This window comes from Vibrio sp. Vb1729, from assembly GCF_033338655.1.
GTDB classification, from domain to species: domain Bacteria; phylum Pseudomonadota; class Gammaproteobacteria; order Enterobacterales; family Vibrionaceae; genus Vibrio; species Vibrio alginolyticus.
This window is the reverse complement of record NZ_JAWOTB010000047.1, coordinates 180,545-205,146: the sequence shown is the minus strand read 5'-3', so window position 1 is coordinate 205,146 and position 24,602 is coordinate 180,545. Positions and strand designations below refer to the sequence as shown.

26 protein-coding genes and 3 pseudogenes are annotated in these 24,602 nt (G+C 41.7%); 21 read left to right on the top strand and 8 right to left on the bottom strand.

Annotated elements, in window-relative coordinates; translation table 11 throughout:
* Nucleotides 1-1,016 precede the first annotated feature (1,016 nt).
* The 15 genes and pseudogenes from R7E29_RS19090 to R7E29_RS19045 form a co-directional block, all read left to right on the top strand.
* The gene (locus R7E29_RS19090) at nucleotides 1,017-2,039 is read left to right on the top strand and encodes a glycosyltransferase (RefSeq protein ID WP_318082877.1); all 1,023 of its coding nucleotides are present in this window, start codon (nucleotides 1,017-1,019) and stop codon (nucleotides 2,037-2,039) included.
* 5 nt (nucleotides 2,040-2,044) lie between these two features.
* On the top strand, nucleotides 2,045-2,929 hold the full coding sequence (gene murB / locus R7E29_RS19085; RefSeq protein WP_318082875.1) for a UDP-N-acetylmuramate dehydrogenase: 885 nt from the start codon (nucleotides 2,045-2,047) through the stop codon (nucleotides 2,927-2,929).
* The gene (locus tag R7E29_RS19080; protein ID WP_318082873.1) at nucleotides 2,922-4,160 is read left to right on the top strand and encodes an oligosaccharide flippase family protein; all 1,239 of its coding nucleotides are present in this window, start codon (nucleotides 2,922-2,924) and stop codon (nucleotides 4,158-4,160) included. The genes murB and R7E29_RS19080 overlap by 8 nt, the downstream gene beginning before the upstream one ends.
* A 13-nt stretch (nucleotides 4,161-4,173) precedes the next feature.
* Nucleotides 4,174-5,817 carry an alginate lyase family protein gene (locus tag R7E29_RS19075; protein WP_318082871.1) on the top strand — a complete coding sequence of 548 codons (1,644 nt, stop codon included), beginning with the start codon at nucleotides 4,174-4,176 and terminating at the stop codon, nucleotides 5,815-5,817.
* 3 nt (nucleotides 5,818-5,820) lie between these two features.
* The gene (locus R7E29_RS19070; protein WP_318082869.1) at nucleotides 5,821-7,056 is read left to right on the top strand and encodes a glycosyltransferase family 4 protein; all 1,236 of its coding nucleotides are present in this window, start codon (nucleotides 5,821-5,823) and stop codon (nucleotides 7,054-7,056) included.
* A gap of 700 nt (nucleotides 7,057-7,756) precedes the next feature.
* A complete protein-coding gene (tnpA, locus tag R7E29_RS23090) occupies nucleotides 7,757-7,897 on the top strand; it encodes an IS66 family insertion sequence element accessory protein TnpA (RefSeq protein WP_411912756.1) in 141 nt (46 codons plus the stop codon).
* Between the two features lie 53 nt (nucleotides 7,898-7,950).
* Nucleotides 7,951-8,097: an IS66 family insertion sequence element accessory protein TnpB gene (gene tnpB / locus R7E29_RS19065; RefSeq protein WP_318082867.1), complete on the top strand. Its 147-nt coding sequence runs from the start codon at nucleotides 7,951-7,953 to the stop codon at nucleotides 8,095-8,097.
* Nucleotides 8,098-8,196: 99 nt separating this feature from the next.
* Nucleotides 8,197-8,415, top strand: a complete 219-nt coding sequence (tnpA, locus tag R7E29_RS23085) for an IS66 family insertion sequence element accessory protein TnpA (RefSeq protein WP_411912755.1) — start codon at nucleotides 8,197-8,199, stop codon at nucleotides 8,413-8,415.
* Nucleotides 8,416-8,447: 32 nt separating this feature from the next.
* Nucleotides 8,448-8,720 (top strand): IS66 family insertion sequence element accessory protein TnpB, encoded by a 273-nt coding sequence (gene tnpB / locus R7E29_RS23080; protein WP_411912754.1) that lies wholly within the window; start codon nucleotides 8,448-8,450, stop codon nucleotides 8,718-8,720.
* Nucleotides 8,721-8,802: 82 nt separating this feature from the next.
* Nucleotides 8,803-10,173 (top strand): annotated as a pseudogene (gene tnpC, locus R7E29_RS19060) (IS66 family transposase).
* 27 nt (nucleotides 10,174-10,200) lie between these two features.
* On the top strand, nucleotides 10,201-10,416 hold the full coding sequence (gene tnpB / locus R7E29_RS23075; RefSeq protein ID WP_411912752.1) for an IS66 family insertion sequence element accessory protein TnpB: 216 nt from the start codon (nucleotides 10,201-10,203) through the stop codon (nucleotides 10,414-10,416).
* Nucleotides 10,417-10,567: 151 nt separating this feature from the next.
* Entirely contained in the window at nucleotides 10,568-11,164 is a 597-nt protein-coding gene (locus tag R7E29_RS19055; protein WP_318082865.1) for an IS66 family transposase zinc-finger binding domain-containing protein, read from the top strand.
* Nucleotides 11,146-11,895: pseudogene (locus tag R7E29_RS19050) on the top strand (IS66 family transposase). The gene R7E29_RS19055 and the pseudogene R7E29_RS19050 overlap by 19 nt, the downstream one beginning before the upstream one ends.
* Nucleotides 11,838-11,972 carry a transposase domain-containing protein gene (locus R7E29_RS23070; RefSeq protein ID WP_411912751.1) on the top strand — a complete coding sequence of 45 codons (135 nt, stop codon included), beginning with the start codon at nucleotides 11,838-11,840 and terminating at the stop codon, nucleotides 11,970-11,972. Before R7E29_RS19050 ends, R7E29_RS23070 begins: the two are co-directional and overlap by 58 nt.
* Before the next feature lie 117 nt (nucleotides 11,973-12,089).
* A pseudogene (locus tag R7E29_RS19045) lies at nucleotides 12,090-12,242 on the top strand (IS5/IS1182 family transposase); the annotation flags it as partial.
* Nucleotides 12,243-12,289: 47 nt separating this feature from the next.
* Here the strand turns inward: R7E29_RS19045 and wecA are convergent.
* On the bottom strand, nucleotides 12,290-13,369 hold the full coding sequence (gene wecA / locus R7E29_RS19040) for a UDP-N-acetylglucosamine--undecaprenyl-phosphate N-acetylglucosaminephosphotransferase (RefSeq protein ID WP_318082863.1): 1,080 nt from the start codon (nucleotides 13,367-13,369) through the stop codon (nucleotides 12,290-12,292).
* Between the two features lie 355 nt (nucleotides 13,370-13,724).
* On the opposite strand from wecA, the gene R7E29_RS19035 reads away from it, so the two are divergent.
* A complete protein-coding gene (locus R7E29_RS19035; protein WP_411912753.1) occupies nucleotides 13,725-14,060 on the top strand; it encodes a transposase in 336 nt (111 codons plus the stop codon).
* Between the two features lie 31 nt (nucleotides 14,061-14,091).
* Here R7E29_RS19035 and R7E29_RS19030 read toward each other — a convergent pair whose 3' ends face one another.
* Nucleotides 14,092-14,487 carry a hypothetical protein gene (locus R7E29_RS19030; protein ID WP_318082861.1) on the bottom strand — a complete coding sequence of 132 codons (396 nt, stop codon included), beginning with the start codon at nucleotides 14,485-14,487 and terminating at the stop codon, nucleotides 14,092-14,094.
* Nucleotides 14,488-14,960: 473 nt separating this feature from the next.
* Here R7E29_RS19030 and R7E29_RS19025 point away from each other — a divergent pair, with 473 nt between their 5' ends.
* Together R7E29_RS19025 and galU are read left to right on the top strand one after the other, a co-directional pair.
* Complete coding sequence (locus R7E29_RS19025) at nucleotides 14,961-16,127, top strand: nucleotide sugar dehydrogenase (protein ID WP_318082859.1); 1,167 nt, start codon at nucleotides 14,961-14,963, stop codon at nucleotides 16,125-16,127.
* 68 nt (nucleotides 16,128-16,195) lie between these two features.
* Nucleotides 16,196-17,074, top strand: coding sequence for a UTP--glucose-1-phosphate uridylyltransferase GalU (gene galU, locus R7E29_RS19020; protein WP_042771721.1), 879 nt, complete (start codon nucleotides 16,196-16,198; stop codon nucleotides 17,072-17,074).
* A gap of 153 nt (nucleotides 17,075-17,227) precedes the next feature.
* On the opposite strand, the gene R7E29_RS19015 is transcribed toward galU, so the two are convergent.
* Both R7E29_RS19015 and tpiA read right to left on the bottom strand, forming a co-directional pair.
* Nucleotides 17,228-18,577 (bottom strand): MBL fold metallo-hydrolase, encoded by a 1,350-nt coding sequence (locus R7E29_RS19015; RefSeq protein ID WP_318082856.1) that lies wholly within the window; start codon nucleotides 18,575-18,577, stop codon nucleotides 17,228-17,230.
* A gap of 390 nt (nucleotides 18,578-18,967) precedes the next feature.
* Nucleotides 18,968-19,738: a triose-phosphate isomerase gene (gene tpiA / locus R7E29_RS19010; RefSeq protein WP_104975795.1), complete on the bottom strand. Its 771-nt coding sequence runs from the start codon at nucleotides 19,736-19,738 to the stop codon at nucleotides 18,968-18,970.
* Nucleotides 19,739-20,008: 270 nt separating this feature from the next.
* Here tpiA and R7E29_RS19005 point away from each other — a divergent pair, with 270 nt between their 5' ends.
* Together R7E29_RS19005 and R7E29_RS19000 are read left to right on the top strand one after the other, a co-directional pair.
* A complete protein-coding gene (locus R7E29_RS19005; RefSeq protein WP_017820736.1) occupies nucleotides 20,009-20,356 on the top strand; it encodes a 5-carboxymethyl-2-hydroxymuconate Delta-isomerase in 348 nt (115 codons plus the stop codon).
* 162 nt (nucleotides 20,357-20,518) lie between these two features.
* Nucleotides 20,519-20,941, top strand: coding sequence for a DUF805 domain-containing protein (locus R7E29_RS19000; protein WP_005384868.1), 423 nt, complete (start codon nucleotides 20,519-20,521; stop codon nucleotides 20,939-20,941).
* A gap of 57 nt (nucleotides 20,942-20,998) precedes the next feature.
* Here the strand turns inward: R7E29_RS19000 and R7E29_RS18995 are convergent, their stop codons facing one another.
* From R7E29_RS18995 to glpX, 3 genes are all read right to left on the bottom strand, one after another.
* On the bottom strand, nucleotides 20,999-21,349 hold the full coding sequence (locus tag R7E29_RS18995) for a DUF3135 domain-containing protein (protein WP_064353565.1): 351 nt from the start codon (nucleotides 21,347-21,349) through the stop codon (nucleotides 20,999-21,001).
* A gap of 160 nt (nucleotides 21,350-21,509) precedes the next feature.
* Nucleotides 21,510-22,130 (bottom strand): helix-turn-helix transcriptional regulator, encoded by a 621-nt coding sequence (locus tag R7E29_RS18990; RefSeq protein WP_005379532.1) that lies wholly within the window; start codon nucleotides 22,128-22,130, stop codon nucleotides 21,510-21,512.
* Nucleotides 22,131-22,344: 214 nt separating this feature from the next.
* The gene (gene glpX / locus R7E29_RS18985; RefSeq protein ID WP_318082854.1) at nucleotides 22,345-23,352 is read right to left on the bottom strand and encodes a class II fructose-bisphosphatase; all 1,008 of its coding nucleotides are present in this window, start codon (nucleotides 23,350-23,352) and stop codon (nucleotides 22,345-22,347) included.
* A gap of 348 nt (nucleotides 23,353-23,700) precedes the next feature.
* On the opposite strand from glpX, the gene zapB reads away from it, so the two are divergent.
* Complete coding sequence (zapB, locus tag R7E29_RS18980; protein ID WP_005379536.1) at nucleotides 23,701-23,943, top strand: cell division protein ZapB; 243 nt, start codon at nucleotides 23,701-23,703, stop codon at nucleotides 23,941-23,943.
* A gap of 135 nt (nucleotides 23,944-24,078) precedes the next feature.
* On the opposite strand, the gene rraA is transcribed toward zapB, so the two are convergent.
* The gene (gene rraA, locus R7E29_RS18975) at nucleotides 24,079-24,585 is read right to left on the bottom strand and encodes a ribonuclease E activity regulator RraA (protein ID WP_005379537.1); all 507 of its coding nucleotides are present in this window, start codon (nucleotides 24,583-24,585) and stop codon (nucleotides 24,079-24,081) included.
* Nucleotides 24,586-24,602 lie beyond the last annotated feature (17 nt).

Below are 24,602 nucleotides of genomic sequence, written 5' to 3'. Positions count from 1 at the left end.
CTTTGCTCCATATTTATTTAATATAAAAAGAGCAAAGGTGGCGACTTTCTATTCATTGATGGTGTTGTCTTGTTGTTATCTGTGGATGCTTATAGTTATATTTTTTCACTCTGATTATGTAGATATTACTGGTACTAATGCTATAAAACATCATCTATATCTAATTGGGGCCATACCTTTTTTTGTTATTGTTGGTTACCATGCAGTTAAGTCAATAGAACTTAATCAAGGACTTTCCAGTTTAGATAAGATTTCCTTTTTTATTACAGCTACTATACTGTTATCTAACGTGAACTTTTCTTATTTTCGAATAGAATACGAGAAGTTTTTAGGAGCAAAGTCCATTTACCTTGTTTTAGGGGATCTAGTTGCTTTACAAGGTCTATACTACCTAATTAAAACAAAGAGCTACAAATTTACAATTTATGTTATCTACTGTGCTCTAACTTTTTACGTAACCTCGCGAACCAGTATGTTCTTTTTTGCATTTGTAGGTTACTTATACTTATTAAGAGTTAGTGTGACAAAGTCTATTTTATTGGTTTCAAGCTTTGTCGGAAGCTTTCTATTTTTACTTCTTATCCTCAAGTTAGACTTTAGTAATATGGGGTATACCATATCTCGAATGGTTGGCCTGTTTATGGGTTTTGAAGATAACTCCCAATCAGGCAGGAATGAAATATTAACCGTTCAATATTCAGATGTTACGTCAAATATATTTTTTGGTAATTTTGGCGGTCAACTTAGATACTTTGGGGCTTGGAATTATTATATTCATAGCGCATTATCTTACGTGAGACAGTTTGGTATAATTTGGTTTTCATTCTTCATATCACCAATATTTATATACGTATATTCAATTTTTAAAAGAAAGATAAAGTCAGAGTGGAGTTTTAATACAGCAAACCAATATTCAGTCTTTTGTATGTTATTTATAATTTTGATATCAGCCTTTTCAAGGTCATACATGTACCCTCATCTATTTATAATATTTGGGATTATTCTCAGAGGTCTTTATGTCAAAAGTACTAATGATCGGTAGTTTTACCGGTGTTAATGGTCAACTAGGTGGGCAGATCACGAAGAGTAAATTTTTCTTCGATCTACTCAAAAGAACAAATTTTTTTACAAAGGTAAGAAAAGTAGATTGTTCAGCTAGCAAGGTTAAAGTATTGGCTAGTTTATTAATGTATATACCTGTGTCAGATAGAGTATTTATTGGTTTAGGCAGAAATGGGATGCCTACGCTTGGATTGTTGTCATTAGTTTGGTGCAAAATCTTTAGAAAAAATGTTAGTTATTTAGTTATTGGTGGGTGGCTTGGTGAAATTTTGAAGAATAAACCTTTTCTTCGATGGGCATATTCAAATTTTGACGGGATACTTGTTGAAACTATTTCATTAAAAAATCAACTAAATGAGCTTGGTCTAAATAATATAACCGTATTCAGTAACTACAGGGATAGTGGAGATTATATTCCAATTGAGAAAAAAAACATTAACTTTGATAACCCTATTAAGACGATATACTTCTCGAGAGTAAATTCTGATAAAGGTATATACAGAGCGATAGATGCCGTACAAAAATATAATAAGAAATTCCCAGGTTCTATTTATTTAGATGTCTATGGTCCGTTAGAAGGGATAGAAGAAGAGCATATAAAAAGCGATATGGTGACTTATAAGGGAGTTGTGGATGGAACAAAAGTAAATGTATATGAGCTCCTTGAGTGTTATGATTGTATGCTATTTCCAACTAAACATGAAGGAGAAGGTTTTCCTGGAGTAGTTGTTGAGTCTTTTATTTCCGGAGTGCCAGTTATTGCAAGTGATTGGAAGTATAACTCTGAAATAATATCAAATGGCGTAAATGGCCTCATTTTTTCACTTCATGATAAGGATGGGTTATATAGAAGTATTTGCCAGCTTTTTTCTGATGAGAAATACTACAATAACTTAAGGAAGATAGCTATTCTTAGTGGTGAAAAATTCAAAGTAGAAGAAGCTGAACGAGTGTTGAATAACTATTTGGTAGGGTGAGTTATATGTTAGGAAGAGATATTACCACGTGGAAGGTGGGTGGTAAGGTTAATGACTATGAGGAAGTTTCTTCAATAGATAGCCTAAAAAAAGTAATTGGAAATAACCCATTGGTCTTAGGTAATGGTAGTAACCTACTTTTTAACGATGATCATGTAAAGAGAAAAGTAATCAAATTAAAAGGCGACTTTGATAATATCGAACGGATTGGTGATGAGCACATTGTCGGGAGTGGTATTTGGATGCCAAGACTTGTGCGCCATCTTTCTAAAGAAGGTTTTGGTGGACTTGAGCATTGTGTAGGTATACCGGCAACTTTAGGCGGTTTAGTCTTTATGAATGGAGGAAGTCAGAGGAAATCTATATCAGAATATCTTTTGTCAGTTACTGTCATGAATCAAGACGGTCAATGTGAAGTAATCGAAAAGGACGATTGTTTGTTTTCTTACAGGAGTTCGGTGTTTAAGAATAAAAATGTAGTAATTATATCCGCACGTTTTTCTTTTCCAAAGATCCGCAGCAATGAAAACAGAAGTGAACTATTAGAAATTTTATCAAGTAGAAGAAAAAAATTTCCACGAAAGTTACCAAGTTGTGGCTCTGTCTTCTTGTCAACAAAGGAACTATTTGAATCAGTGGGAGCTCCCGGATATGTCATAGAGCGCCTAGGTCTAAAAGGTAAAAGTATAGGGGATGCCCAAATATCCCCACTTCATGCAAATTTCATTGTCAACAATGGTAACGCTAAAGCCAAAGAAATAGTGTCTTTGGTTCAGCTAATAAATGAACACGCGTTTAGAGAATATGGTATTAAATTGAAAAGCGAGGCGTTATTTGTTGACATCGAAGGAGAGCTTACGCCTTTGGATAAGGTTAGTATAAGTGAATAGGAATATTTTCTACTCAATTGCTACAAAAGTGTTGGCTTCTGGGTCAGGTTTTTTACTGACAGTCGTTTTAGCACAAGGGTTAACAGTTGAAAATAGGGGGATTCTTGCTGCTGTCTTAGTTTTGCCAATGATTCTTATTTCCGTTTTTGAAGGTGGAGTAAGACAATCTGTTACTTATTTAGTCGGAAAGGGAGAGTCCAGAAATGATGTAATCTCTTCAATGTTTATATTTTGGATGTTATCATCCTTACTTTCATTTCTTGTATGCTATCTTTGTTTACTAAGGTATGTTCCAGAAATAGGTATATTTGATAGAGTTGTTGTAGCTCTATTTATGCCAGTTAATTTGATGATCAACTTGTCAAGAGGGTTTTTATTAGGTACTGAAGATATCAAAGTTTATAATTACAGTATACTTATTCAAAAGATAACTTTAGTCTTTTTTGTTTCCTTAATTTTTTATTTTGGAAAAATTGATGTAGGATTTATTTTGATTTGCTATCTTGTATCATATTTTTTTTGTGCTGGCACAGTTTTTACGATATTAGTTAGACAAATAAAGAAAACAAAATTTTCGCTTTCGTTCTCGGTTGATATATTTATCAAATTGATAAAATTTGGTGCTATTTTTGGTGCTGCTCTTACGCTGATTCAGTTGAATTATCGTATTGATACTATTTTTATTAAAGAGCTTTCTGATGATTTACAACTAGGTTACTATTCTGTTGCTAGTCAATTTGGCGAGCTATTGTGGCAAGTACCAGCTGCTGTTTCAGTTGTTTTATTTTCTAGATCTAGCGCTACAAAAGTGAATGACCATGTTTTCATTAGAAAAGCCCTCAGTATTATCAAATTAGTTTTTGGTTTCAGCGCTGTCATAAGCTTGCTTCTATTTTTCTTCTCAGAAAAATTATTCGTTCTATTCTATGGAGCGGACTATAGCCCTTCATCTTTAGTTTTGGTATATCTTCTACCTGGCTTATTGTTCATGATCCTGTTTAAAATGCTCTATGTCATATTGGCCGGTGATGGTGCTCCAATTTTGGGAATAATTTCCGCGTTACCTTCCTTAGTTGTGAATTGTGTTTTGAACTATTACCTTATACCAGTTCATGGAGCTATAGGCGCCGCGATTTCATCCAGTATTAGTTATACCATATCGGCTTTGATTATGGTTGTTCTTTTTTCTCTTAAAACTGGGTTAAAGCCAAGTTTTAAAACTGAATTTTAGTAGAGGTTTAACCATGAAAAACTCTAGGTGGAATAAGATTCTAAGACTAATAAATACTGTTAAGTATCTAAGGTTTATTCAAATATTTAATCGAATATATAGAAAGGTTGCTGTTGTTACTATCAAGTTTGATTCTGAATATAAAGTAAATGAAAAATTCTATACTATTTGTCATCATAATACGACAGCTAAAGTAGTTTCAGATGATCTTGACTTTAATTTTTTGAATAGAACTTCAAAAATTGAATCATGGAATGATGCTAAATTTGAAAAATTATGGCTTTATAATCTTCATTATTTTGATTATCTAAATTCAAATGATTGCAAAAATAATACTCTAAAGTATAAGAATATAGTTGAAAGTTGGATTGACAAAAACCCCCCTTGTGTTGGTAATGGCTGGGAGCCCTATCCTACATCTTTAAGAATTGTAAACTGGATTAAATTCATATCATCTTCAAAACATTTAGATAGACGTAATCTTGATAGTTTATATATTCAAGCGAAGGTGTTAAGGCAAACATTAGAGTATCATTTATTAGGCAATCATCTTTTTTCTAACGCTAAAGCCCTTATATTCGCTGGTTCTTTTTTTTCTTCTCCTGAATCCAACGAGTGGTTAAGAAAAGGGCTGAAAATATTGGACATTGAAATTCATGAGCAGATTCTAAAAGATGGAGGCAACTTTGAATTAAGTCCAATGTATCATAATATAATGCTAGCTGATATGCTGGATTTGTATAACTTAGCCAAATCTGAAGTAAACTCTCAATTGACTGCTAAAATCGAATCTTGGAAAGTTCTAATTGAGGGAATGATTACTTGGTCAGTCAGGATGTCACATCCTGATGGCGATGTTTCGTTTTTCAACGACTCAACTACAGGGATTGCTCCATCACTAGATTGGTTGCTTGATTATTCAAATAAACTTGGCATCAAACTTTCTCCAATTGAAAATTCAGGTAGTATGAGTCACACATATTTAAAAGACTCAGGTTACTTGGTTGTTGTTGATAAAAATATAAAAGCAATTTTAGATGTAGGTAAAATTGGACCCGATTACATCCCTGGGCATGCTCATGCAGATACACTATCTTTTGAGATAAGCCTCTTTGGTGAGAGAGTTTTTGTCAATTCAGGTATTAGCGAATATGGTTTATCGAAGGAAAGACTGAGGCAGAGGAAGACTTCTGCTCATAACACAGTAGAGGTTGACCTCGAAGATTCTTCAGAAGTATGGGGTGGGTTCCGAGTTGCAAGACGAGCCTACCCTTCAAAAGTTAAAATTAATAACACAAATAATATTTTATCTGTAAATTGTAGCCATGATGGGTACAAACGGCTTAGTGGTAAGGTAACTCATTTAAGAAAGTGGTCTTTTTCACGTAATGAGGTTTGTGTTTCTGATCAAATTATTGGCGGGTTCAACTCTGCAATATCAGTATTACATCTCCATCCAACTGTAAAGATTGAGGTTGTTTCAAAAAATGAAATGTCATTACAATTATCTTCTGGAAATACAGTATTAATTAGATTTTCCTCTCCATTTTATGTTGAAGATTCAACTTGGCATCCTGAGTTTGGTCTGTCTATACCTAATAAACGGATTGTTATAGATGTATCAAATGGTTACTCAGACTATACAATCGGATTTTAAATCATGCATATTTTATTTTTAACAGATAACTTTCCACCAGAGGGGAATGCACCTGCAAGTCGAACATATGAACATGCTGTAAGGTGGGTTCAACAGGGTCATCAAGTAACAATAATTACATGTGCACCAAACTTCCCGGAAGGAAAGGTCTTTGAAGGCTATAGTAATAGATTATATAGCTCGGAGAACTTAGAGGGGATTAAAGTTGTCAGAGTCAAAACATATATTACTGCTAACGAGGGTTTTATCAAACGCACGCTCGATTACTTATCTTTTATGTTCAGTGGCTTTATTGCAAGCCTTTTTCAAAGGCGAGCGGATGTAGTCGTTGCTACTTCTCCTCAGTTCTTTTGCGCTTGTGCTGGTTGGGCAGTATCGGTCGTAAAAAGAAGACCATTTATTTTTGAGCTAAGAGATATATGGCCTGCTTCTATTACAGCTGTAGGGGCAATGAAAGATAGTAAAGTTATTCGTTTACTGGAAAGTCTTGAATTATTTCTGTATAGGCGAGCAGACGCAATTGTTTCTGTTACTAATTCTTTCAAAGAGGAGCTTATTAAAAGAGGCGTTGATGAAAGTAAAATAGAAGTCGTTAGAAATGGTGTAGATTTAAATTGTTACAAGCCTCAGATTAAAGATAAGAAGTTGACAGTATCTTATGATCTTACAAATAAGTTTGTTGTCAGCTATATAGGCACTCATGGTATGGCACACGGTTTGGAGCATATTGTCACAGTGGCCGAAAGGTTAAAAGATCATGATGGTATAAGATTTTGTTTTGCCGGAGGGGGAGCGTCTAGAGAAAAAATCGTCAAATTGGTTAAAGATAGAGGCTTATCAAATGTTGTATTAATAGACAGACAACCAAAAGAAACGATGCCTAAGCTATGGTCTACTTGTGATGTGTCATTGGTTCCATTGATTAACAATAGCTTGTTTTCAACGGTTATTCCGTCTAAGATTTTTGAATGTATGGCAATGGGTATACCAACGATCATGAGTGTGCCGAAAGGGGAGGCTACTTCTATCTTATTAGAATCAGGAGCTGGCTTAGCAGTTGATAGTGAGAATGTAGATGAAATAGTTAACGCTATTCTGACACTTTATAATGATCCTGTTCTGTATGATCAATATAGACGGAACAGTTTGTCTGCTGCTAAGAATTTTAGTCGAGATGTTTTAGCCAATGATTTATTATCTGTATTATGCTCTGTGCATTATAGAAATAAGGATGTGTAGTTTTATTATTATCTTTGGTTAATAAAATAGCCACAATAATTTTTGTGATTTATTCAATGCTTATTTATAAGAATTAGACTTTAATAATTTTCGTTTTCGTTCAAGGGGGTTGTATATTTCAAGTGTTCAATAAACGTGCTTGATTATTCGATAATTACAGAAGTGTGAATTTAGCACTGATTCTTCAACAGAGATAAATGTCCGCGCAGAGCACGATCCAGTTCGTGACAGTCGGGTATGACATCGAATAATGTGCATTAGTGTGACTACCAAGGGAGACTGACGGTATCATTACCAACCGACTTTGCCGTAGTCACACTAGCTGCGATATTCCAAGTTGGCAACTCAGCCGACTTGGGAAGCAGCTCTAGCTTAGCCAGTCTCATGCTGCTGTATTCATGTTTTCTCTCAACCATATATACCTGACGTCATTAGGGCTGATTTCCACAGAGTATTTGACTTTTAACTGCCGTGAGACTTGAACCTGACCCAAGTGAGGGCTTTGCAAGCTAAACTCTGTGAGAGTAAGCGCCCATTTAGCCACACATTTCCCCAAGTAAAATCAAATAATATTGGTATAGGTCTTCTATCAAGGAGCTATACCATGACTCATAAAGATAAGAGTCATCTCTGGCAAGAGCGCCTTCAGCAGCAAAAAGACAGCGACAGCACTATCAACGACTGGTGAGCGCAACAGCAGCTGTCCGTACTGACCTTCTACTATTGGCAGAAGAAACTCGCTACGCCCAAAAAGCAAAGCAAAACCATCATCGTTCCTTTGCCAACACTCACTCCGCAAAGCCCGATTGTCATCGAAACGCCAACAGGCTACCGGGTTTAAGTTAGCAATGAATCGCTACTCGACTTGCTCCCTCAGTTGTTAAAGATGCTCCCATGATTACGTCACTAAGGAGCCAATTCAACCTCGCCACTGGTGTGACCGATATGCGTAAGTCACTCAACACACTCGCTCTGTTAGTTGAAGATGTGTTGGCGCTCGACTCTATCGGTCCACATTGGTTTGTTCGGGTAAGCGCTTAATAAACCCCACATACCAATAATGCCGACGCTTTGACATAGTGTCTTTTTCAATGGAGGCATTATAAACCAAGCACAAAACGCGCGCACTGGACATCCGTCATCGAGCAACAAAAGCAAAGTCAGCTATCTATCAAGCAGTTTTGCGAAGACAACGGTATTAGCTATCAAACCTTCTTCTACTGGTCTAAGCGACTGCGCTCCCCTGAGACAGTGCAGAGTTGCCAGCGGCGCTCAGTCCCGCACAAATCAAACATTGGGTCGATGTGTTGCAATGACACATTCCGGCAAGGTCTTTCTGGTTTCTGGTTTCTGGTGTGACCGATATCCACAAGTCCATTGATAGGTTGTAGCTGATTGTCGCCGATCAACTGAACATGGATCCGTTCAGCGAAGCCTGGTTCATCTTCTGCAATCGCGGACTCGATAAACTCAAAATATTATTTTGGGATACCAACGGGTTTTGGCTTTACTATCGCCGTTTGGAGAAAGGCACTTTCAAGTGGCCACGTCCGAACTCCCAGGGCGTGATTGTTATCAGTAAACCGAAGCTTCACTGGTTGCTCTCTGGGCTCTCACTCGAGAGCAGCAAAGCCCATCGGCCCTTACATGGGCTGGAAGTGTGACGCCAGATACTGATCGTCACTTTGCTCTTGAACGATCCTAGCCGCTACACTGGGCATCATTCCATGCTGTAGATGACACCCAATGACCGACTTCCCTGACGATGTAGAACAACTTAATGCCATACTGCTAAAACTCGAACAGGAAAAGCAAGCTATGGCGGAAGAAGTCGTGGCCCTGAAAACCCAGGTGCAATTACTTGTTGAGCAACTCAACCTCAGCAAATCCAAACGCTTTGCTTCCCAAAGCGAAAAGGTCGCCAAAGGTACGTTTAACGAAGCGGAACAGCAAGACGCGTTACCTTCCTCACCCAAAGCGCGCAAAAAACCGGCCGTAAGCCACTGCCTGCCGACCTCACGCCTTAAATGTCCCGTACTTGGACGGCTGTGACGCGCTGTTACACGAATGCGGCAAGGAAGTCAGCGAAACCCTGAAAATCCTGCCTCAGCAAGTGAGTGTCATCCGCCACGAGCGCACCAAGTATGCTTGTCGCCAGTGTGAGCAAACAGCAGAAACCAGCAAAGTAGTCACCGCCCCGAAACCGGTGAGCATGATCCCAAAAAGCCTTGGCAGCGGCGAGGCCTTCGCCACCTTCGTCACCGCCAAATACGTCGATGTGCTGCCGCTGTACCGTCAGGTCGATATCCTCTACGTTCCGGCATCGATATCAGCCACGCCACAGGTGTTGAGAGAAGAAGACAGGCAAGCGCAATCCAAATCCTATATGTGGGTCTATCGCAGCGGCGAGTTCACCCCCAATCCTGTGGTGATTTACGACTATCACCCCAGCCGAGCGGGCGCGTGTGTGCGCGAGTTCCTTGGTGATTACCACGGTTATCTGTTGTCCGATGGTTACAGTGGTTATGACACCGTAGACGGTGTCACCCAAGCCGTGTGCATGGCACATGTCCGTCGCAAGTTCACGGACGCGCAAAAGGCATCCCCTTCGAAAAACGCAGGGAAACCCGAAAAAGCCCTGACGTACATCGCCAAACTGTACGGCATAGAGAAGCGAGCCAAAAACCTGTCGCCCGAAGCACGCCAACAGATGAGGATACAAGAAAGTCTGCCCATTCTGAATGACTTAAAAGCGTGGCTGGGTAGCCTGAATATCTTGCCCAAAGGATCATTGGGCCAGGCCATCACCTACGCCAGAAATTAATGGCCCAAACTGCTGACTTACCTGGAAGGTGGACATATCAGCATCGACAACAATGTGACAGAGCGGGATATCCGGCCGTTCACGACAGGCCGAAAAACTGGATGTTCTCAACGTCAGTCGGTGGCGCGAAAGCCAATGCGAATCTGTATAGCTTGGTGATGACCTGTCGGGCCAATGACATCAATCCTTACTATTACTTCCGGCTTCTGTTCATCGAATTACCGAAGCGTTCACTCGCCGATGACATGTCGGATCTGATGCCGTGGAATATTGATCTGAGTAGCGTTGACTGAGGCTTCACTGGTTTACTTACCGCTTACGTGTTCGGCAATCGTGGGCGTGACAAACTAAATATTATTCAATGGGATACCAATGAGTTCAGGTTCCATTATCGGCGGTTGGAGAAAGGACGGTTCAAATGGCCAACCCGCCCCAAAGACACCGTCGCACTCGAGGTGACGGCGAGACAATTACGTTGGGTGCTCGGTGGATTAAACTGGCAAAATGCCGTTGCTCAGAGCTGCGAATCGGTTTGAATTATTGTAAAAAAGTAATAAATCATGCATATGTTTATGTTTTTAATATACTTAATGTATGGAAAAGGAACTCAGCAAGCCTTGCGGGCATCACCCCAGAAATCCAAGCGTACATCGATAGCTTGGTTGAAAACACATCGCATGCGGATATGTGGAAACAATTTCGCCGTGCTCAGGACAAGCGTATCTTCCTCAGAGTGTAAAGTTCCCAGCACAAGGTTACTCATTCAATGAGGCTGAGCAACTTAACGATGCCCCTGTTGACAATGATGAGCCTGAAACCGAAACCATCATCTACACTCTTAAAAGAGGCCGCAAACCTAGCAATCTAGATTTGTCTCGTGAAGTGATTGAGCATGATTTACCGGACAGTGAAAAAGTCTGCGATTGCTACCAAAGCTCACTACAAGCTATCGGCGTAGAAACGTCAGATCAGCTTGAGATCATTCCTAAGCAACTCAAAGTGCTTCGCCATGAGCCTAAAAAGTACGCTTGCCGTCACTGTGAGCAACAGGGCACAGGTAGCAAAGTGGTTAATCAGCAGCCATTACCAGGAAATATCGCCACAGCTGGGATCTTAGCAACCTTTGCTGTAAGCAAATATGTAGATGGCTTCCGCTCATCGTATAGAAAAAGAGCTGTTCCTAGTGGGCTTAGATATCCAACGTACCACTCCGGCGAACTGGATGATCAAAACTGCCGAACTCTTGTCTCCCATTTATTAATGCCTTGCACCAAGCTTTACTGAAAGAGCCAGCTATCCATGGTGATGAGACGACGCTTCAGGTTCTCAAAGAACCCAATAAGAAAGCGGAAAATAAGTCTTATCTGTGGGCCTATGCCAGTCCAGAGCACAGCCTAACGCCAGTTACTTTATTCGAGTATCAACCCAGACGAGAACATAACTACCCTAAGCAGTTCCTCAACAAATATGCTGGAAGCATTATGGCGGATGGCTATTCAGCACGGCGAATGTTGGATAACGTTCAGCATCTGGGTTGTTGGGCTCGTGTCAGAAGTAAGTTCAAAGATGCATTAGATCTGAGTCCTAAAATAGCGGGACAGGCTAAGCTGGCACTGAGCTATATCCCAAAGTTGTACACTGTAGAGAAGAAAGGCAAAAACTTATCTTCTGATGAACGATGCCAGCTCCGGCAAAAAGAGGCAGTTCCAATACTCACCGCCTTCTACGCTTAGCTAGACAAAGCCGCGGCAAACCTACTTCCCAAAAGTGCGATGGGAAGAGCGGTCGGTTATGTGCTTAACCAATGGTCCTATCTTAAGAGATATGTAGGACATGGGCTATACCCGATTGATAATAATCGGCTTGAGAGATCCGTCCAGTGGCCGTTGGTCGAAAAGCGTGGTTGTTCAGCGACACACAAAGTGGCACCAACGCCAGTGTTGTATTGTTCAGTATCGTGCAGACTTGCCGAGCAAATAATGTTGAACCTTGTGCTTATCTACGGCACGTACTGACAGAGTTACCGCAACGAGAACCGAGTTGTGACGTCAGTGACCTTCTGCCATATAGCAACAGACCAGCTAAAAGCTAGGTGGGTGGAAATACCCGCTTACAACTTTTTCTTACTTTTGTTAAGGAACATGGTGGAGAAACGGTAATTGTTAAACGCAATTACGGGCAAGATATAGACAAAGCCAGCATGGATTAGTGTCTATACAAGTATCGTCACTTGGAAGAAAATGCTTTTGCGAGAATTAAGCATTATTGAGCAATTTCAGGTAGATATGACAAGCTAGAAAGGAATTATGCCAGCATGTTATCGCTAGCATTTATGTTAATGTGGCTACCGATGTATTGCTGAATACGAAATGTAGAGCAAAGATCAACACGCCCTAGTCTTTAAGTCGATTAAGAGCTTGAACCTTGCGCTTGAGTTGATTTACCAAACTTGCTTCTTAAATAGCTAGTAATGCGCCACACATAAGCCAGAGTTGTTGCGTAGCCAACAAAACACCCAATGAATAAACCAAACATTACTACTTCAGGAAAGATGGCATTTTCACCATAGATACCGAAAGCGGCAAAGGCTAAAGCAATGGTGCAAATAGCGACTAACGTTTGGCGTGGGCCAAGGCCTAAGCGCTGGAAGATATGGTGCAAGTGCTCTCGGTCAGGTTTAAACGGTGAATCCCCACGGCGTACACGGCGGATCATGATCGCAGCCATGTCCATCAGTGGTAGCGCGATAAGCCAAAGCGCGGTAACTGGGCGCATTAGTGGCTCTGTTTGTTCCGCCTGGCTAACACCAAGAAGTAGCCAAATCACGGTAAAGCCGATCATCATGCTGCCCGCATCCCCCATAAACACTTTTCGCTCGCGGCCTAAAATTCCTAAGTTCATGAAAATGTAAGGTAGCATCGCGACAATAATGACTATACATAAGTAAGCGGCGCCATGTTGGCTGTCGACTTGCAATAAATATGCAAGAGCACCAAGAGTGACAATCGAAAGTCCACCGAGTAAGCCATCAATCCCATCGACCATATTAAACGCATTGATTGCGCCAATGACTGCAAAAATGGTCATAATGGTGCCTAACCATCCGAGAGATATCTGGCCTAATCCGAACATATCTCCAAGGCTATGAAGTTCAATGCCAGCGACTTTCATCATCACAATAGAAAGTAGAGCTTGAACACCCATACGGATTTTAAAACTCAGATCGATTTTATCGTCAATCGCGCCGGTAATGGTCAAGATACAAATACATAATAAGTATAACCAACTGTGTTCAATCGTATCGGGTTTGAATGTTAGATACTGTGCGAGAACTAAACAGATTGAAATGCCGCCAACTAACGGCACTGCACCATCATGTAGTTTTCTTGCATTTGGTTTGTCGACCAAACCAATTTTTTTTGCCACTTTACGCATTAAGAACAGCGTGGTAAAAGAAGAAAAGAAGATAAAACTAAGCTCTAGAAACATAAACTGCCAACAAATTATTTTTAATTATAACGCGGTGATTCTAGCCTAAATGCAATAATTTCAAAAGATCGGATTTGTAACAGCTGTGAGGCATTACGCTATTCTTATTAAATAGTTGAGAGCTTTCTTGCTCAGAGGTTATTTCTCTGCGAAAAATCATCACTATGGCGACCATCGTAACTTACCAGAGTGTTGTTAAAATATTCCTAATCTCGCTAAGGCTCGCGATGTATGGACTCCCTCCCGAAGGAGGGAGCTAGAATTTATGGTTTCAAAGCCTAAATCTAAGGAGTCCATACATGAAAAAGTCTACTACTATCCAATGCTTTAGGGCTTTATCTTTCGTTAGGAGCCACTGGCGGTAACTTCAAAAAATGGTCGAGAGGCTTCGGCTTGTATTGGACTTACTCCAAAACAGCATCGTACTGGAGGAAGAGTTACCCTTTTGGGTATCAGCAAAAAAGTTGGACAGAAGAAGTTACGTTCAAGCTTGATACAGGGAGCGTTTGCTGTTGCGAAGGTTGTAGATAAACGAGAGCCAAGGAATGTTAAAGAGACTTGGCTCAAGTCACTGATTCAGTGTGCAGGGTTAATGAAAGCCGCGGTTGCTTTAGCAAATAAGACCAGAAGAACAGCTTGGGCACTGCTTCATTATGGCAGTGAGTATCAAGTGCCTCTAACTTACGAGTAGTAACTAAATTTCGCAAGTATAGATTTAGCTGCTAGGCAGCATGTTTAAATGAAGTAGAGTACTGAGTGTCATGTTTCAGCATAGGCCATGCAGTGCGTATGCTTTTATTCGCTAACGCGACAGCAGCTCTTCTTAGACCAGCTCTAACTATCAAGGTTTTTAGCCAAGTCTCCTTACCATTTTTAGGCTCTCGATACTGAAGCAGTCCAACGGATAGTGCACCTTGGATGAGATTTGCACGCAGCCTTTTGTTTTCTATTTTCTTACTAATACCAAGCATAGTTGTGACATCTCCAGTACTGTACTGCTTTGGTGTTAAACCAATACAAGCAGAGGCCGAGATCATTGATAGGGCCAATCCCTTCAGTTCAAGTAGTTTTTTGCACTCTGAATGCAAGTTGATGTAGTAACTCAATTCTTTTTTCAATCTAAACTTTTTGTTCTGAAAGCCTTGGTGCAAGTTATACATATGGTGCAAATAAAGGCGCAATATATCAGGAAGTTCACTATCGCCATTTTCTAAAGTTTGCGGGATGGTTCCCGATTAAAATTTCTGTTTGTACTCAAATTTTAGCTCCTTCTTGGAGGGGGAGTCCATACATCGAACAACTAGGGACGAGGTGATTAAGAATCTACTGAAAGAGAGCGAATCCACTAAGGTGTTAATCGAAATGAATCAGTACGCTGATAATAGATTCCTAGTCTCGCGAAGACTCGTTGGAATGACACAATTGGTGATGATGTGCTTTTCTGTATTCTTTCTTCAAATAACTTCCTCAAAACCCATATTAATCCCCAAACCTCCAAAAACTCTTTTTAGGGCTCTAAGCCCCTAAGACCCTAGGATCTTTACTACAAATTCTGATATTCTTTAGCAAAAATAAAATGAAGGATTAATCCATGAAAATTGCAGTTGCTGGGACCGGCTATGTTGGGCTTTCCAATGCTATGTTGTTAGCACAAAACCATGAAGTGGTTGCAGTAGACATCATCGAAGAAAAAGTGGAAATGTTGAACTGTAAGCAATCACCAATTGTGGATGCTGAAATTGAACATTTTCTTGCGACGAAAACACTAAACTTTGTGGCTACGTTAGATAAAGAACAAGCGTACCAAGGTGCTGAATATGTGGTGATTGCAACACCTACGGATTACGATCCGCAAAGCAACTATTTTAATACTTCTTCCGTTGAGGCGGTGATTAAAGATGTGATGGCGATTAACCCAGAAGCGGTAATGGTAATCAAGTCTACCGTGCCAGTGGGTTATACCGCGCGCATTAAAGAAGAATTGGGTTGTGAGAATGTCATCTTCTCCCCAGAGTTCCTGCGTGAAGGTAAAGCGCTTTACGATAACCTTCACCCATCTCGTATCATTGTCGGTGAGCGTAGCGAACGTGCAGAAATGTTTGCAGGTTTGTTAGTTGAAGGTGCGGTTAAAGAAGATATCCAAGTTCTCTTTACTGACTCTACTGAAGCGGAAGCGGTTAAACTGTTTTCTAACACTTACCTTGCTATGCGTGTCGCATACTTCAATGAACTAGACTCTTATGCGGAGGCGCATGGTTTAGATGCTCGTCAGATCATTGAGGGCGTAGGTTTAGACCCGCGTATTGGCAACCACTACAACAACCCATCCTTCGGTTACGGTGGGTACTGCCTTCCAAAAGACACCAAGCAGCTGCTTGCTAACTACCAAGAAGTGCCAAACAACATCATCGGTGCGATTGTGGATGCAAACCGTACTCGTAAAGACTTTGTGGCGGAGTCAATCCTCAAGCGTGAACCAAAAGTTGTGGGTATTTACCGTCTAATCATGAAAGCGGGTTCTGATAACTTCCGCGCTTCCTCTATCCAAGGCATCATGAAACGCATCAAAGCGAAAGGCGTTGAGGTCGTAGTGTATGAGCCTGTACTGAAAGAAGAAGATTTCTTTAACTCTCGAGTGATTAAAGATCTGAACGAATTCAAACAAAGTGCGGATGTGATTGTTTCTAACCGCATGGTGGAAGAGTTAGCTGACGTTGCGGATAAAGTTTACACGCGTGACTTGTTTGGTAGTGATTAAATTTTTAGTATAACGATAATATATGGCCCTCATGCATGAGGGCTTTTTTACAGTTGGTGAATTTAAAAATGATTAAAAAATGTCTTTTTCCTGCAGCAGGCTACGGTACTCGTTTTCTACCTGCAACAAAATCCATGCCGAAAGAAATGATGCCGGTAGTCAACAAACCATTGATTGAATATGGTGTTGAGGAAGCGATAGAAGCGGGCATGGATGGTATGTGTATTGTCACTGGTCGTGGTAAGCACTCTTTGATGGACCACTTCGATAAAAACTATGAGTTGGAGCATCAAATTTCAGGAACAAGCAAAGAAGCACTGTTGGACGATATCCGTTCTTTGATTGATTCAGCGAGTTACACATACATACGTCAGCGTGAGATGAAAGGTCTTGGTCATGCTATCTTGACCGGTCGTGAGTTGGTGGGTGATGAGCCATTTGCTGTTGTACTGGCAGATGATCTTTGTGTGAATGAAGAGCAGGGCGTATTAGCGCAGATGGTTGAGCTTTACAAGCAGTTCCGCTGCTCTATTGTTGCGGTTCAAGAAGTTCCTGAAACTGAGACCCATAAATACGGAGTGATTGCTGGTGAGATGATCAAAGATGACATCTTCCGAATTGATAACATGGTAGAGAAGCCAGAACCGGGCACAGCACCAAGTAACTTAGCAATTATTGGTCGCTATATCTTAACGCCAGATATTTTTGATCTTATCGAAAATACAGAACCAGGCAAAGGTGGAGAAATCCAAATCACTGACGCATTGATGCAACAAGCTCAATCTGGTTGTGTTATCGCTTATAAATTTAAAGGTCAGCGTTTTGACTGTGGTAGTGTAGAAGGTTACATCGAGGCGACAAACTACTGCTACGAGAACCTATACAAAAAAGCGTCTAGCGCTGAGCTTGCTAAAACACCAACCGTAAAGGTTGCTGAACCTGCATAGTTGTTCAGTCTCGTTACCAATGTGCTTTAACATGGCTTTCTGACGTACAAAGCTTAGTTAAAGCACGTTGATATTCAAATTCTTATGCTGTTTTCACTCATTAACAATAAGTAAGAACTAGACTGTATCGTTCTAATGTCTGCTGATATTAGTTTAATACACCACCTCAATTCCCTCTGCTTCCAACTTTTCTCCTAACTCTTTTTTTGCTTCTTTCTCTCCATGTATCAAATGCACGGCTTTTGGTTGTGCTGGAATACCAGTAACAAACTTCAATAAATCGCTTTGGTCTGCGTGTGCAGAATATCCAGAGATGGTATGGACCAGCGCGTTGGCTTCGATTGGTTGGTTACCGATATCCACCGTGTGGCTGCCTGATTGGATTTCTCGACCTAAGGTTCCTTGCGCCTGATAACCCGCAAACAACACATCATCTCTCTCATCCGGTAAGAGTGCTTTTAAGTAATTGACGATTCTTCCACCTTCGCACATACCGGATGCCGCAACGACAATCGCAGGTTCATCGGTGGAGGCTAGTCGATTTATTAATGCTTGATGTTCTCGATGGGTTTCCACAGTAATGCATTGTTCAAAGGCGAGGGGATGACGATGATTGTTGAGCTTTTGCTTTGCTTCTTTTCCCCACAGTTTTTTGAAACGGCGGTAGGTCTTCGTGACTCCTTTCGCAAGCGGTGAGTCTAGGATGATTGGCAAAGAAGACGACAAGTTGCGTTGGTGAATCAGTTGCTCAATATCGAATAACAGCTCCTGCGTACGTCCTACGCTGAAAGCTGGGATCAGAATTACACCACCGTCTCGCAGTGCGTGATCGATAATGGCGTTCAAGCGCTCAGTTCGAGTGGCTGCGTCTTCATGCTCTTTGTTGCCGTATGTGGACTCGATGAACAAATAGTCGGCACGCTTTGGCGGCATAGGATCGGGTAAGAGCGGGGTATTGGACGGACCTAGATCGCCGGAAAATACGATGATTTCATGATTGGGAAGTTTGAATTCCACGTAAGCGGAACCAAGAATGTGCCCCGCAGGCTGAAAGCGTAGGTAACATTGCTTACCAAGTTGCAGCCATTGTTGGTAGTCATGGGGTCTCAGCTGTTTTTTAATGACATTGAGGACTTGTTGACTCTGATGGAAGTTCAAACCCAGTTGCAGCTTTAATCCATCTTCTAGCATGAGCGGTACCAGTTCGGCTGTTGCTTTGGTGCAGTAAATGGGGCCTTTAAATCCAGCAGCCAGTAACCAAGGTAGGCGTCCAATATGATCGATATGAGTATGAGTCAGGACTAATGCTTTGATGTGTTTAACCGGAAACTCAATATCCAATGATGCCCTGCGGTTGCCAAAATGGATGTCTTTGCCTTGGAAGAGTCCGCAATCGATCAAGATGCTACCGTGTGGCAGTTTCAATTCATGACAAGAGCCAGTGACGGTATGTTTCCCACCATGGTGAATCACACTGGCGATGTCTGATATGGGTGTTGTCATGTCGATTGCTCCTCCTTGAGCAAGCATAGGTCAATACTAAATCTTGAGGGTAGGGTAAGTGAATAGAGTTCGTTGGTTGGATGGAATTGAGTGGGAATAATCGGAAGTGCGATTAGGTTCTTTGTTTTGATGTAAGGCGTTTTTCGTTACTTAACTTTTGGTTTGACACATGCGGTTAGTAGATTCCTGATGTCGCTTAGGCTCCTCGGAATGACGGGACTCTTATAGATTATTTCTGTTGTTTTGCTGGTTTGATTTGGGTGTGTGCGGAGAGTAGATTCCTGATGTCGCTTAGACTCCTTGGAATGACAAAACTCATTAGATCGTAAGCAAACAAAAAGGGATGCATGATGCATCCCTTTGTTATTTCTACTCTCAGTAAAAACGAGATTAAGCTTTTGCTTTAGCCGCTGCTTTAGCGATTGCTGCGAAGCTTTTCGCGTCTAGAGAAGCACCGCCAACTAGAGCGCCGTCGATGTCTGGTTGTGAGAAGTAAGCCTCAGCGTTTTCTGGCTTAACAGAACCACCGTATTGGATGATTACTTGTGCTGCAACCGCTTCGTCTTTCGCTGCGATTAGTGCGCGGATAGAAGCGTGGATGCGTTGTGCATCTTCAGCTGTTGCTGCTTTACCAGTACCGATAGCCCAGATTGGTTCGTAAGCGATGATTGCGCCGTTTAGAGCTTCAACACCGTAAGTGTCTATAACTGCGTTGATTTGACGTGCGCATACAGCTTCAGTTTCGCCAGCTTCGTTTTGAGCTTCAGATTCACCGATACAGAAAACAGGAGTTAGACCGTTTTCTTTTAGGAAGTTGAATTTCTTAGCGATGAACTCGTCAGATTCGTTGTGGTATTCACGACGCTCTGAGTGACCGATGATGATGTGAGAAGCACCGAAGTCTTTCAGCATTTCTGGAGACATGTCGCCAGTGAAAGCACCGCTGTTATTTAGGTCAGTGTTTTGAGCACCTAGGATGATCTTGTTACCGCCTTCAACAATTAGACGCTCAGCCAGATCTAGGTAAAGTGCAGGTGGAGCTACTGCTACGTCAACACCTTCAACGCCTTCAAGCTCAGCGTTAAGACCAGTTAGCAGCTCAGTTACCATTGCTTTGCTGCCGTTTAGTTTCCAGTTACCCATCACTACAGGACGACGCATAGGAATATCTCCCTTATTTTTAATGTAAATAGTCTATTAATGTAAAAAATCTACGTAGGAATATAACAGAATAATGTGAACAGATCATGATTGGCGTCATGTCTTGTCCGGCTTTCTTCACTGATTCGACCAAGCATCGATCCTGTTATTTTTGTTAAAAGCAATCGATTGGTGATCGCGTAGACAGAATGATAGTTCATTTCTCGGAAATCGCTGGCTAGATTGGTATTACTACGCACTGAATTTATTCTGTTGTAGAAAGGAATCAAAATGCCAAACTTAGTTTTAGAGTATTCAAATTCGGTGGAAGAACGCGTCAATGTTCAGGGGTTGTTGGAGGATTTACATAAAACGGCGTTAGAAAGTGGCCTTTTTGAACTCGCGTCGGTGAAATCTAGAACGCTCCGTTGCCACAATTGGTTAATAGGAGAGGAGGGAGATAGCCTCGACTTTATCCATATCAACTTTGATTTGTTATCTGGTCGCTCCCAAGAACAAAAGCGAGAACTGTCACGAGCCTTGATGGCGACTCTTCAAGAGCAAGCCAGTCACGTGCACAGTTTAACGGTCAATATCCGAGACATGGATATAGATAGCTTCCAAAAGGTAGTGAACTAGGTTGCGCTTAATTACCTGAGAATAGCGAGGGGTTATTGTTACGAATTCTCAGCCTGGCTCTGCTTGTAGTAAGGTCGTTGTGGGCACCCAAGCTATCGGTGTCCTTTCCAAACTATATCGACTCGGCTAATCTATAACCTTTCTACTTTGGGGTAAAATTTGATGTCGACTAAAGAGTTACTGTTTTCTTTTCAAGGACGTATAAACCGTAAAACCTACTGGATTTGGAACGTAATTTACTATGTGTCCATTTTAGGCTTTGGTGCCGGTATCAGCCAACTGCTTCCTACTCTCTCCTATGTGCTTCTTCCTATTTTCTTGGTGGTTCTGTTGATCCCTGATTTGGCGATAACCACCAAGCGTTGGCATGACCGCAACAAATCGATCTATTGGCTAGCACTGAATATTCCGTTGATTATAGGACGAATTGCCACGCCAATGACTAGCCCTGCCGCGCAAGAGCCGTCGACCCCACAGATGTTCGTCGCTTCCATTTCTCTGATTTGTGGTTTATGGATTCTAATTGAATGTGGTTTCTTAAAGGGGACATCAGGACCAAACCAATATGGCCCTGAGCCGGAATAAGTATAGCTCTATGTTTTGGAATAAGACTCTAGGGTTCTAGAGTCTTATTCCTGCCTTTTAGTAAAAATCATCCCTATCTTTAAACGTATTTAAGCTAATCACATCCGCGTTTTGAGTCGGTGCTACTTCCCCTTCTAGTGCTGCTTTGAACTTCACGACCTGTTTTTGCAACTCGTTCATCAATACCACATTGGTGTGATGAGGGTTTTTACACGTGCTGATGACTCTATCAATGTGGCTTTGTTGAGCCCACAATCTTTCTTTCATATTTTCTGATGCGCTCTCGATCATCTCTTTCGCCATCTCATGACGAAATTGCTCAAAAGCTTCGGGATCTCGCTCTGCCATTCGAACCATCTCATCGAATGGAGGAAGAGTTTGGGATGAGGTATGACGTAGAGTAGACATCGATGCTCTCCAAATCCTTATGGAAATTGCCTTTAGTTACTAAAAGCCTATACCACTAGAAAGAGGAGAGAGGATGAATTCTTCAGCCGTCTCACTTATAAGAGAAGCTTTCAAGCCTGAGATTGAATAAGTGCGGCATGTCGATGTTTGGTTGTGGTGGTTACTGCAGTTGTTGGATGCGGTAAACGCAGCGTCTTTGGCCGCTAATGATGTGTTCGGTACGCTCTACTTTGGTGTCACGTCCAAGTAAAGACTGAAAGACACTTAATTCTGACTGGCACAAGCTTGGGCAGCGAGTTGCGGCTTTACAAATCGGACAGTGATTTTCGATCAAGATGAATCCGTTCTCATCTTTCTCGAGCTCTGCCATATAGCCTTCTTGCTCTCTTAACGTGACGAGTGTTTCTAGTTTGCTTTGCAGAGAGTCGCATTGCTCAAGATGCTGACGATAACTTTGTAACGTGAGTTTTTCCCTTTCTGATGTGACTTTTTCCAGTCCATCTTTGCCAAAGATATGTTCGACAGCTTCTATAAACTGAATGGTCAACTCACCGTGACGGTCAGCAAATTGCTCATGACCTTTTTGAGTGAGAGACCAATGACGAGCAGGGCGACCAACTTTTACTTTTACGTCATGGATAGAAAGAATGCCATCATCTTCTAAACTTTGCAGGTGCTGACGAGCCCCCATGGTTGTCATACCTAGCTCAGAGGAGAGTTGTTTTGCAGTGACGGAACCATCACGCTTAACGATTTGCAATATCCTATCTACGGTCTTCATATACCCACCATTTATACGTCAGTAGATATTATGCTCGATAGGGTTAGTAAAGAAAAGTGTTGACTTAATTTGAGTGTGGATTTGTAGGTGCTATGTTTATGCGAACCAATATATACACTCTGAACAGTGAGAAACGAGGTGATTCAGAATCTATTGTCCGGTTACGCGGAAAGAAAGGCTCAAACTCAGACTGAGCGAGAGCCTCGAGAAATGCTTAAAGAATAATATCGCGTACTTCTGGATCTTTACGATCTAAGTAGTGAGTCGATTTGATGCGGCGAATAGTTCGGCATCGACCGCGCACGAGCAGCGTTTCTGTGGTTGCAATATTGCCTTGACGAGAGATACCTTCCAGCAAGTCACCTTTAGTGATGCCTGTAGCTGAAAATACCACATTGTCGCTACGAGCCATGTCTTCCATTTTGAGGACGACATTCGCTTTTACGCCCATTTCATCGCAGCGTTTTAGTTCATCTGCACCGTAAATGCGGTTTTCTTCAGTATCACCTTTTACTTCGTGACGAGGAAGCAGGCGACCATGCATGTCACCGTCTAGCGCTCGAATTACCGCTGCTGATACAACCCCTTCTGGCGCACCGCCAATACAGTACATCATGTCCACTTCACTGTCTGGCATACAAGTCAGAATAGAGGCAGCCACGTCACCATCAGGCACCGCAAAGACACGTACGCCCATTGCTTGCATTTCTGCAATAACGTTATCGTGGCGAGGTTTCGCAAGGGTAATAACGACTAGGGTATCAAGTGTCTTGTTCAGGGCTTTTGCTACGTTCTCTAGGTTCTCTTTTAACGGCTTTTCTAAGTCAATTACGCCTTTTGCACCAGGGCCAACAACCAGTTTTTCCATGTACATATCTGGCGCTTTAAGAAAGCTGCCTTTCTCACCTGCGGCAAGTACGGCTAGTGCGTTCGATTGTCCCATTGCCGTCATACGCGTTCCTTCAATCGGGTCGACTGCAATATCCACTTCATCACCACCAATACCAACTTGCTCACCAATGTACAGCATTGGCGCATCATCGATTTCACCTTCACCAATGACAATTTCACCACTGATATCTGTTTTGTTCAGTAGCGTGCGCATAACTTCAACAGCTGCGCCATCGGCTGCGTTTTTATCGCCACGGCCAAGCCATTTGTAACCAGCCAGAGCTGCACCTTCAGTCACACGGGAAAATGCCATTGCTAAATCGCGTTTCATGATGTCTCCAAGTAAGCAAGAGGGAAGAAGAATTTGCGCGGCGATTCTATCACAAGGTCGAGTAAACGTTTGCCTTTTTGCGAGGCTTTTACTTTATCTAACTTGAATTTGATCAATACTTAGGGCGATTTTCAGCGTGGCGGGACGCAAAATCCTTGCTCAAAAATGATTCGGCGACAAGAAAAGTCAGCGTTTAGTGAGATTGCGCTGATTTTTTGACCGAATGATGCAAAATATCGAATATAGTGAGTGTTTCTCATCGCGACGCTGAGTAGAATGAACCTTATATAGGTTAGGTGTGCATCAATCTCGCACATCGTCCCAACGGAATAACATAGGTAGGCCAAGATGTCTTTTGAAGTACTAGAACAACTAGAATCTAAAATTCAAACTGCAGTTGACACAATCACTCTTCTTCAGATGGAAGTCGAAGAGCTGAAAGAAGATAAAGCTAAACTTGCGGAAGAAGCGAACGAGCTTCGCTCTCAACGTGAAGAGCTAGAGCAAAAAGCACAACAAGCACAGCAAGAGCACGCACAATGGCAAGAGCGCATTCGTGCACTACTTGGCAAAATGGACGAAGTGGAATAATTCAGCTTCTTCATTCCAAATTAAAAACACCCGCGTTAAGCGGGTGTTTGTGTTTTAGGGAAGTAGAAAATGTTAAGATAAGGCTAGGCGCTGATAGCTAAGAGAAGACCTTATAACTTAGACACCTAAGACTCGCTATGCTTCTTCATCCAACTCTAAATCAATATTCAATGGTTCTGGCGACAGGATAATTCCGGTGCTATCGGCATAAATATAATCTTCAGGTAAGAAGCTGACGCCGCCAAAGTTGACTGGTACATCCAATTCGCCAATACCCTGGCTGGTCGCTCCAACAGGAATAGAAGCGAGGGCTTGAATGCCTAAATTCATATCTTCAAGTTCATCGACTTCACGAACACAGCCGTAAACGACAATGCCTTCCCACTCGTTTTCTTCCGCAATGGTTGCGATTTCTGCATCGATAAGGGCTTTACGTAGGGAACCGCCACCGTCAATTAACAAAACGCGACCAAGTCCATCTTGCTCTAATGTCTCGCGGATCAACGAATTATCTTCAAAACACTTGATGGTGGTGATTTGCCCGGCAAATGAAGCGCGACCGCCAAAGTTACTGAACATTGGTTCAACCACATCTACCTGGTCGAGGTAGATATCACAGAGTGCTGAGGTATTGTATTCCATAGCGTACCTTTCTAAAC

Coding starts and splice junctions, on each gene's coding strand:
- R7E29_RS19090 (WP_318082877.1), top strand. CDS start 1,017: ATGTCAAAAGTACTAATGATCGGTAGTTTTACCGGTGTTAATGGTCAA.
- murB (WP_318082875.1), top strand. CDS start 2,045: ATGTTAGGAAGAGATATTACCACGTGGAAGGTGGGTGGTAAGGTTAAT.
- R7E29_RS19075 (WP_318082871.1), top strand. CDS start 4,174: ATGAAAAACTCTAGGTGGAATAAGATTCTAAGACTAATAAATACTGTT.
- R7E29_RS19070 (WP_318082869.1), top strand. CDS start 5,821: ATGCATATTTTATTTTTAACAGATAACTTTCCACCAGAGGGGAATGCA.
- tnpB (WP_318082867.1), top strand. CDS start 7,951: ATGATTACGTCACTAAGGAGCCAATTCAACCTCGCCACTGGTGTGACC.
- wecA (WP_318082863.1), bottom strand. CDS start 13,369: ATGTTTCTAGAGCTTAGTTTTATCTTCTTTTCTTCTTTTACCACGCTG.
- R7E29_RS19025 (WP_318082859.1), top strand. CDS start 14,961: ATGAAAATTGCAGTTGCTGGGACCGGCTATGTTGGGCTTTCCAATGCT.
- galU (WP_042771721.1), top strand. CDS start 16,196: ATGATTAAAAAATGTCTTTTTCCTGCAGCAGGCTACGGTACTCGTTTT.
- R7E29_RS19015 (WP_318082856.1), bottom strand. CDS start 18,577: ATGACAACACCCATATCAGACATCGCCAGTGTGATTCACCATGGTGGG.
- tpiA (WP_104975795.1), bottom strand. CDS start 19,738: ATGCGTCGTCCTGTAGTGATGGGTAACTGGAAACTAAACGGCAGCAAA.
- R7E29_RS19005 (WP_017820736.1), top strand. CDS start 20,009: ATGCCAAACTTAGTTTTAGAGTATTCAAATTCGGTGGAAGAACGCGTC.
- R7E29_RS19000 (WP_005384868.1), top strand. CDS start 20,519: ATGTCGACTAAAGAGTTACTGTTTTCTTTTCAAGGACGTATAAACCGT.
- R7E29_RS18995 (WP_064353565.1), bottom strand. CDS start 21,349: ATGTCTACTCTACGTCATACCTCATCCCAAACTCTTCCTCCATTCGAT.
- R7E29_RS18990 (WP_005379532.1), bottom strand. CDS start 22,130: ATGAAGACCGTAGATAGGATATTGCAAATCGTTAAGCGTGATGGTTCC.
- glpX (WP_318082854.1), bottom strand. CDS start 23,352: ATGAAACGCGATTTAGCAATGGCATTTTCCCGTGTGACTGAAGGTGCA.
- zapB (WP_005379536.1), top strand. CDS start 23,701: ATGTCTTTTGAAGTACTAGAACAACTAGAATCTAAAATTCAAACTGCA.
- rraA (WP_005379537.1), bottom strand. CDS start 24,585: ATGGAATACAATACCTCAGCACTCTGTGATATCTACCTCGACCAGGTA.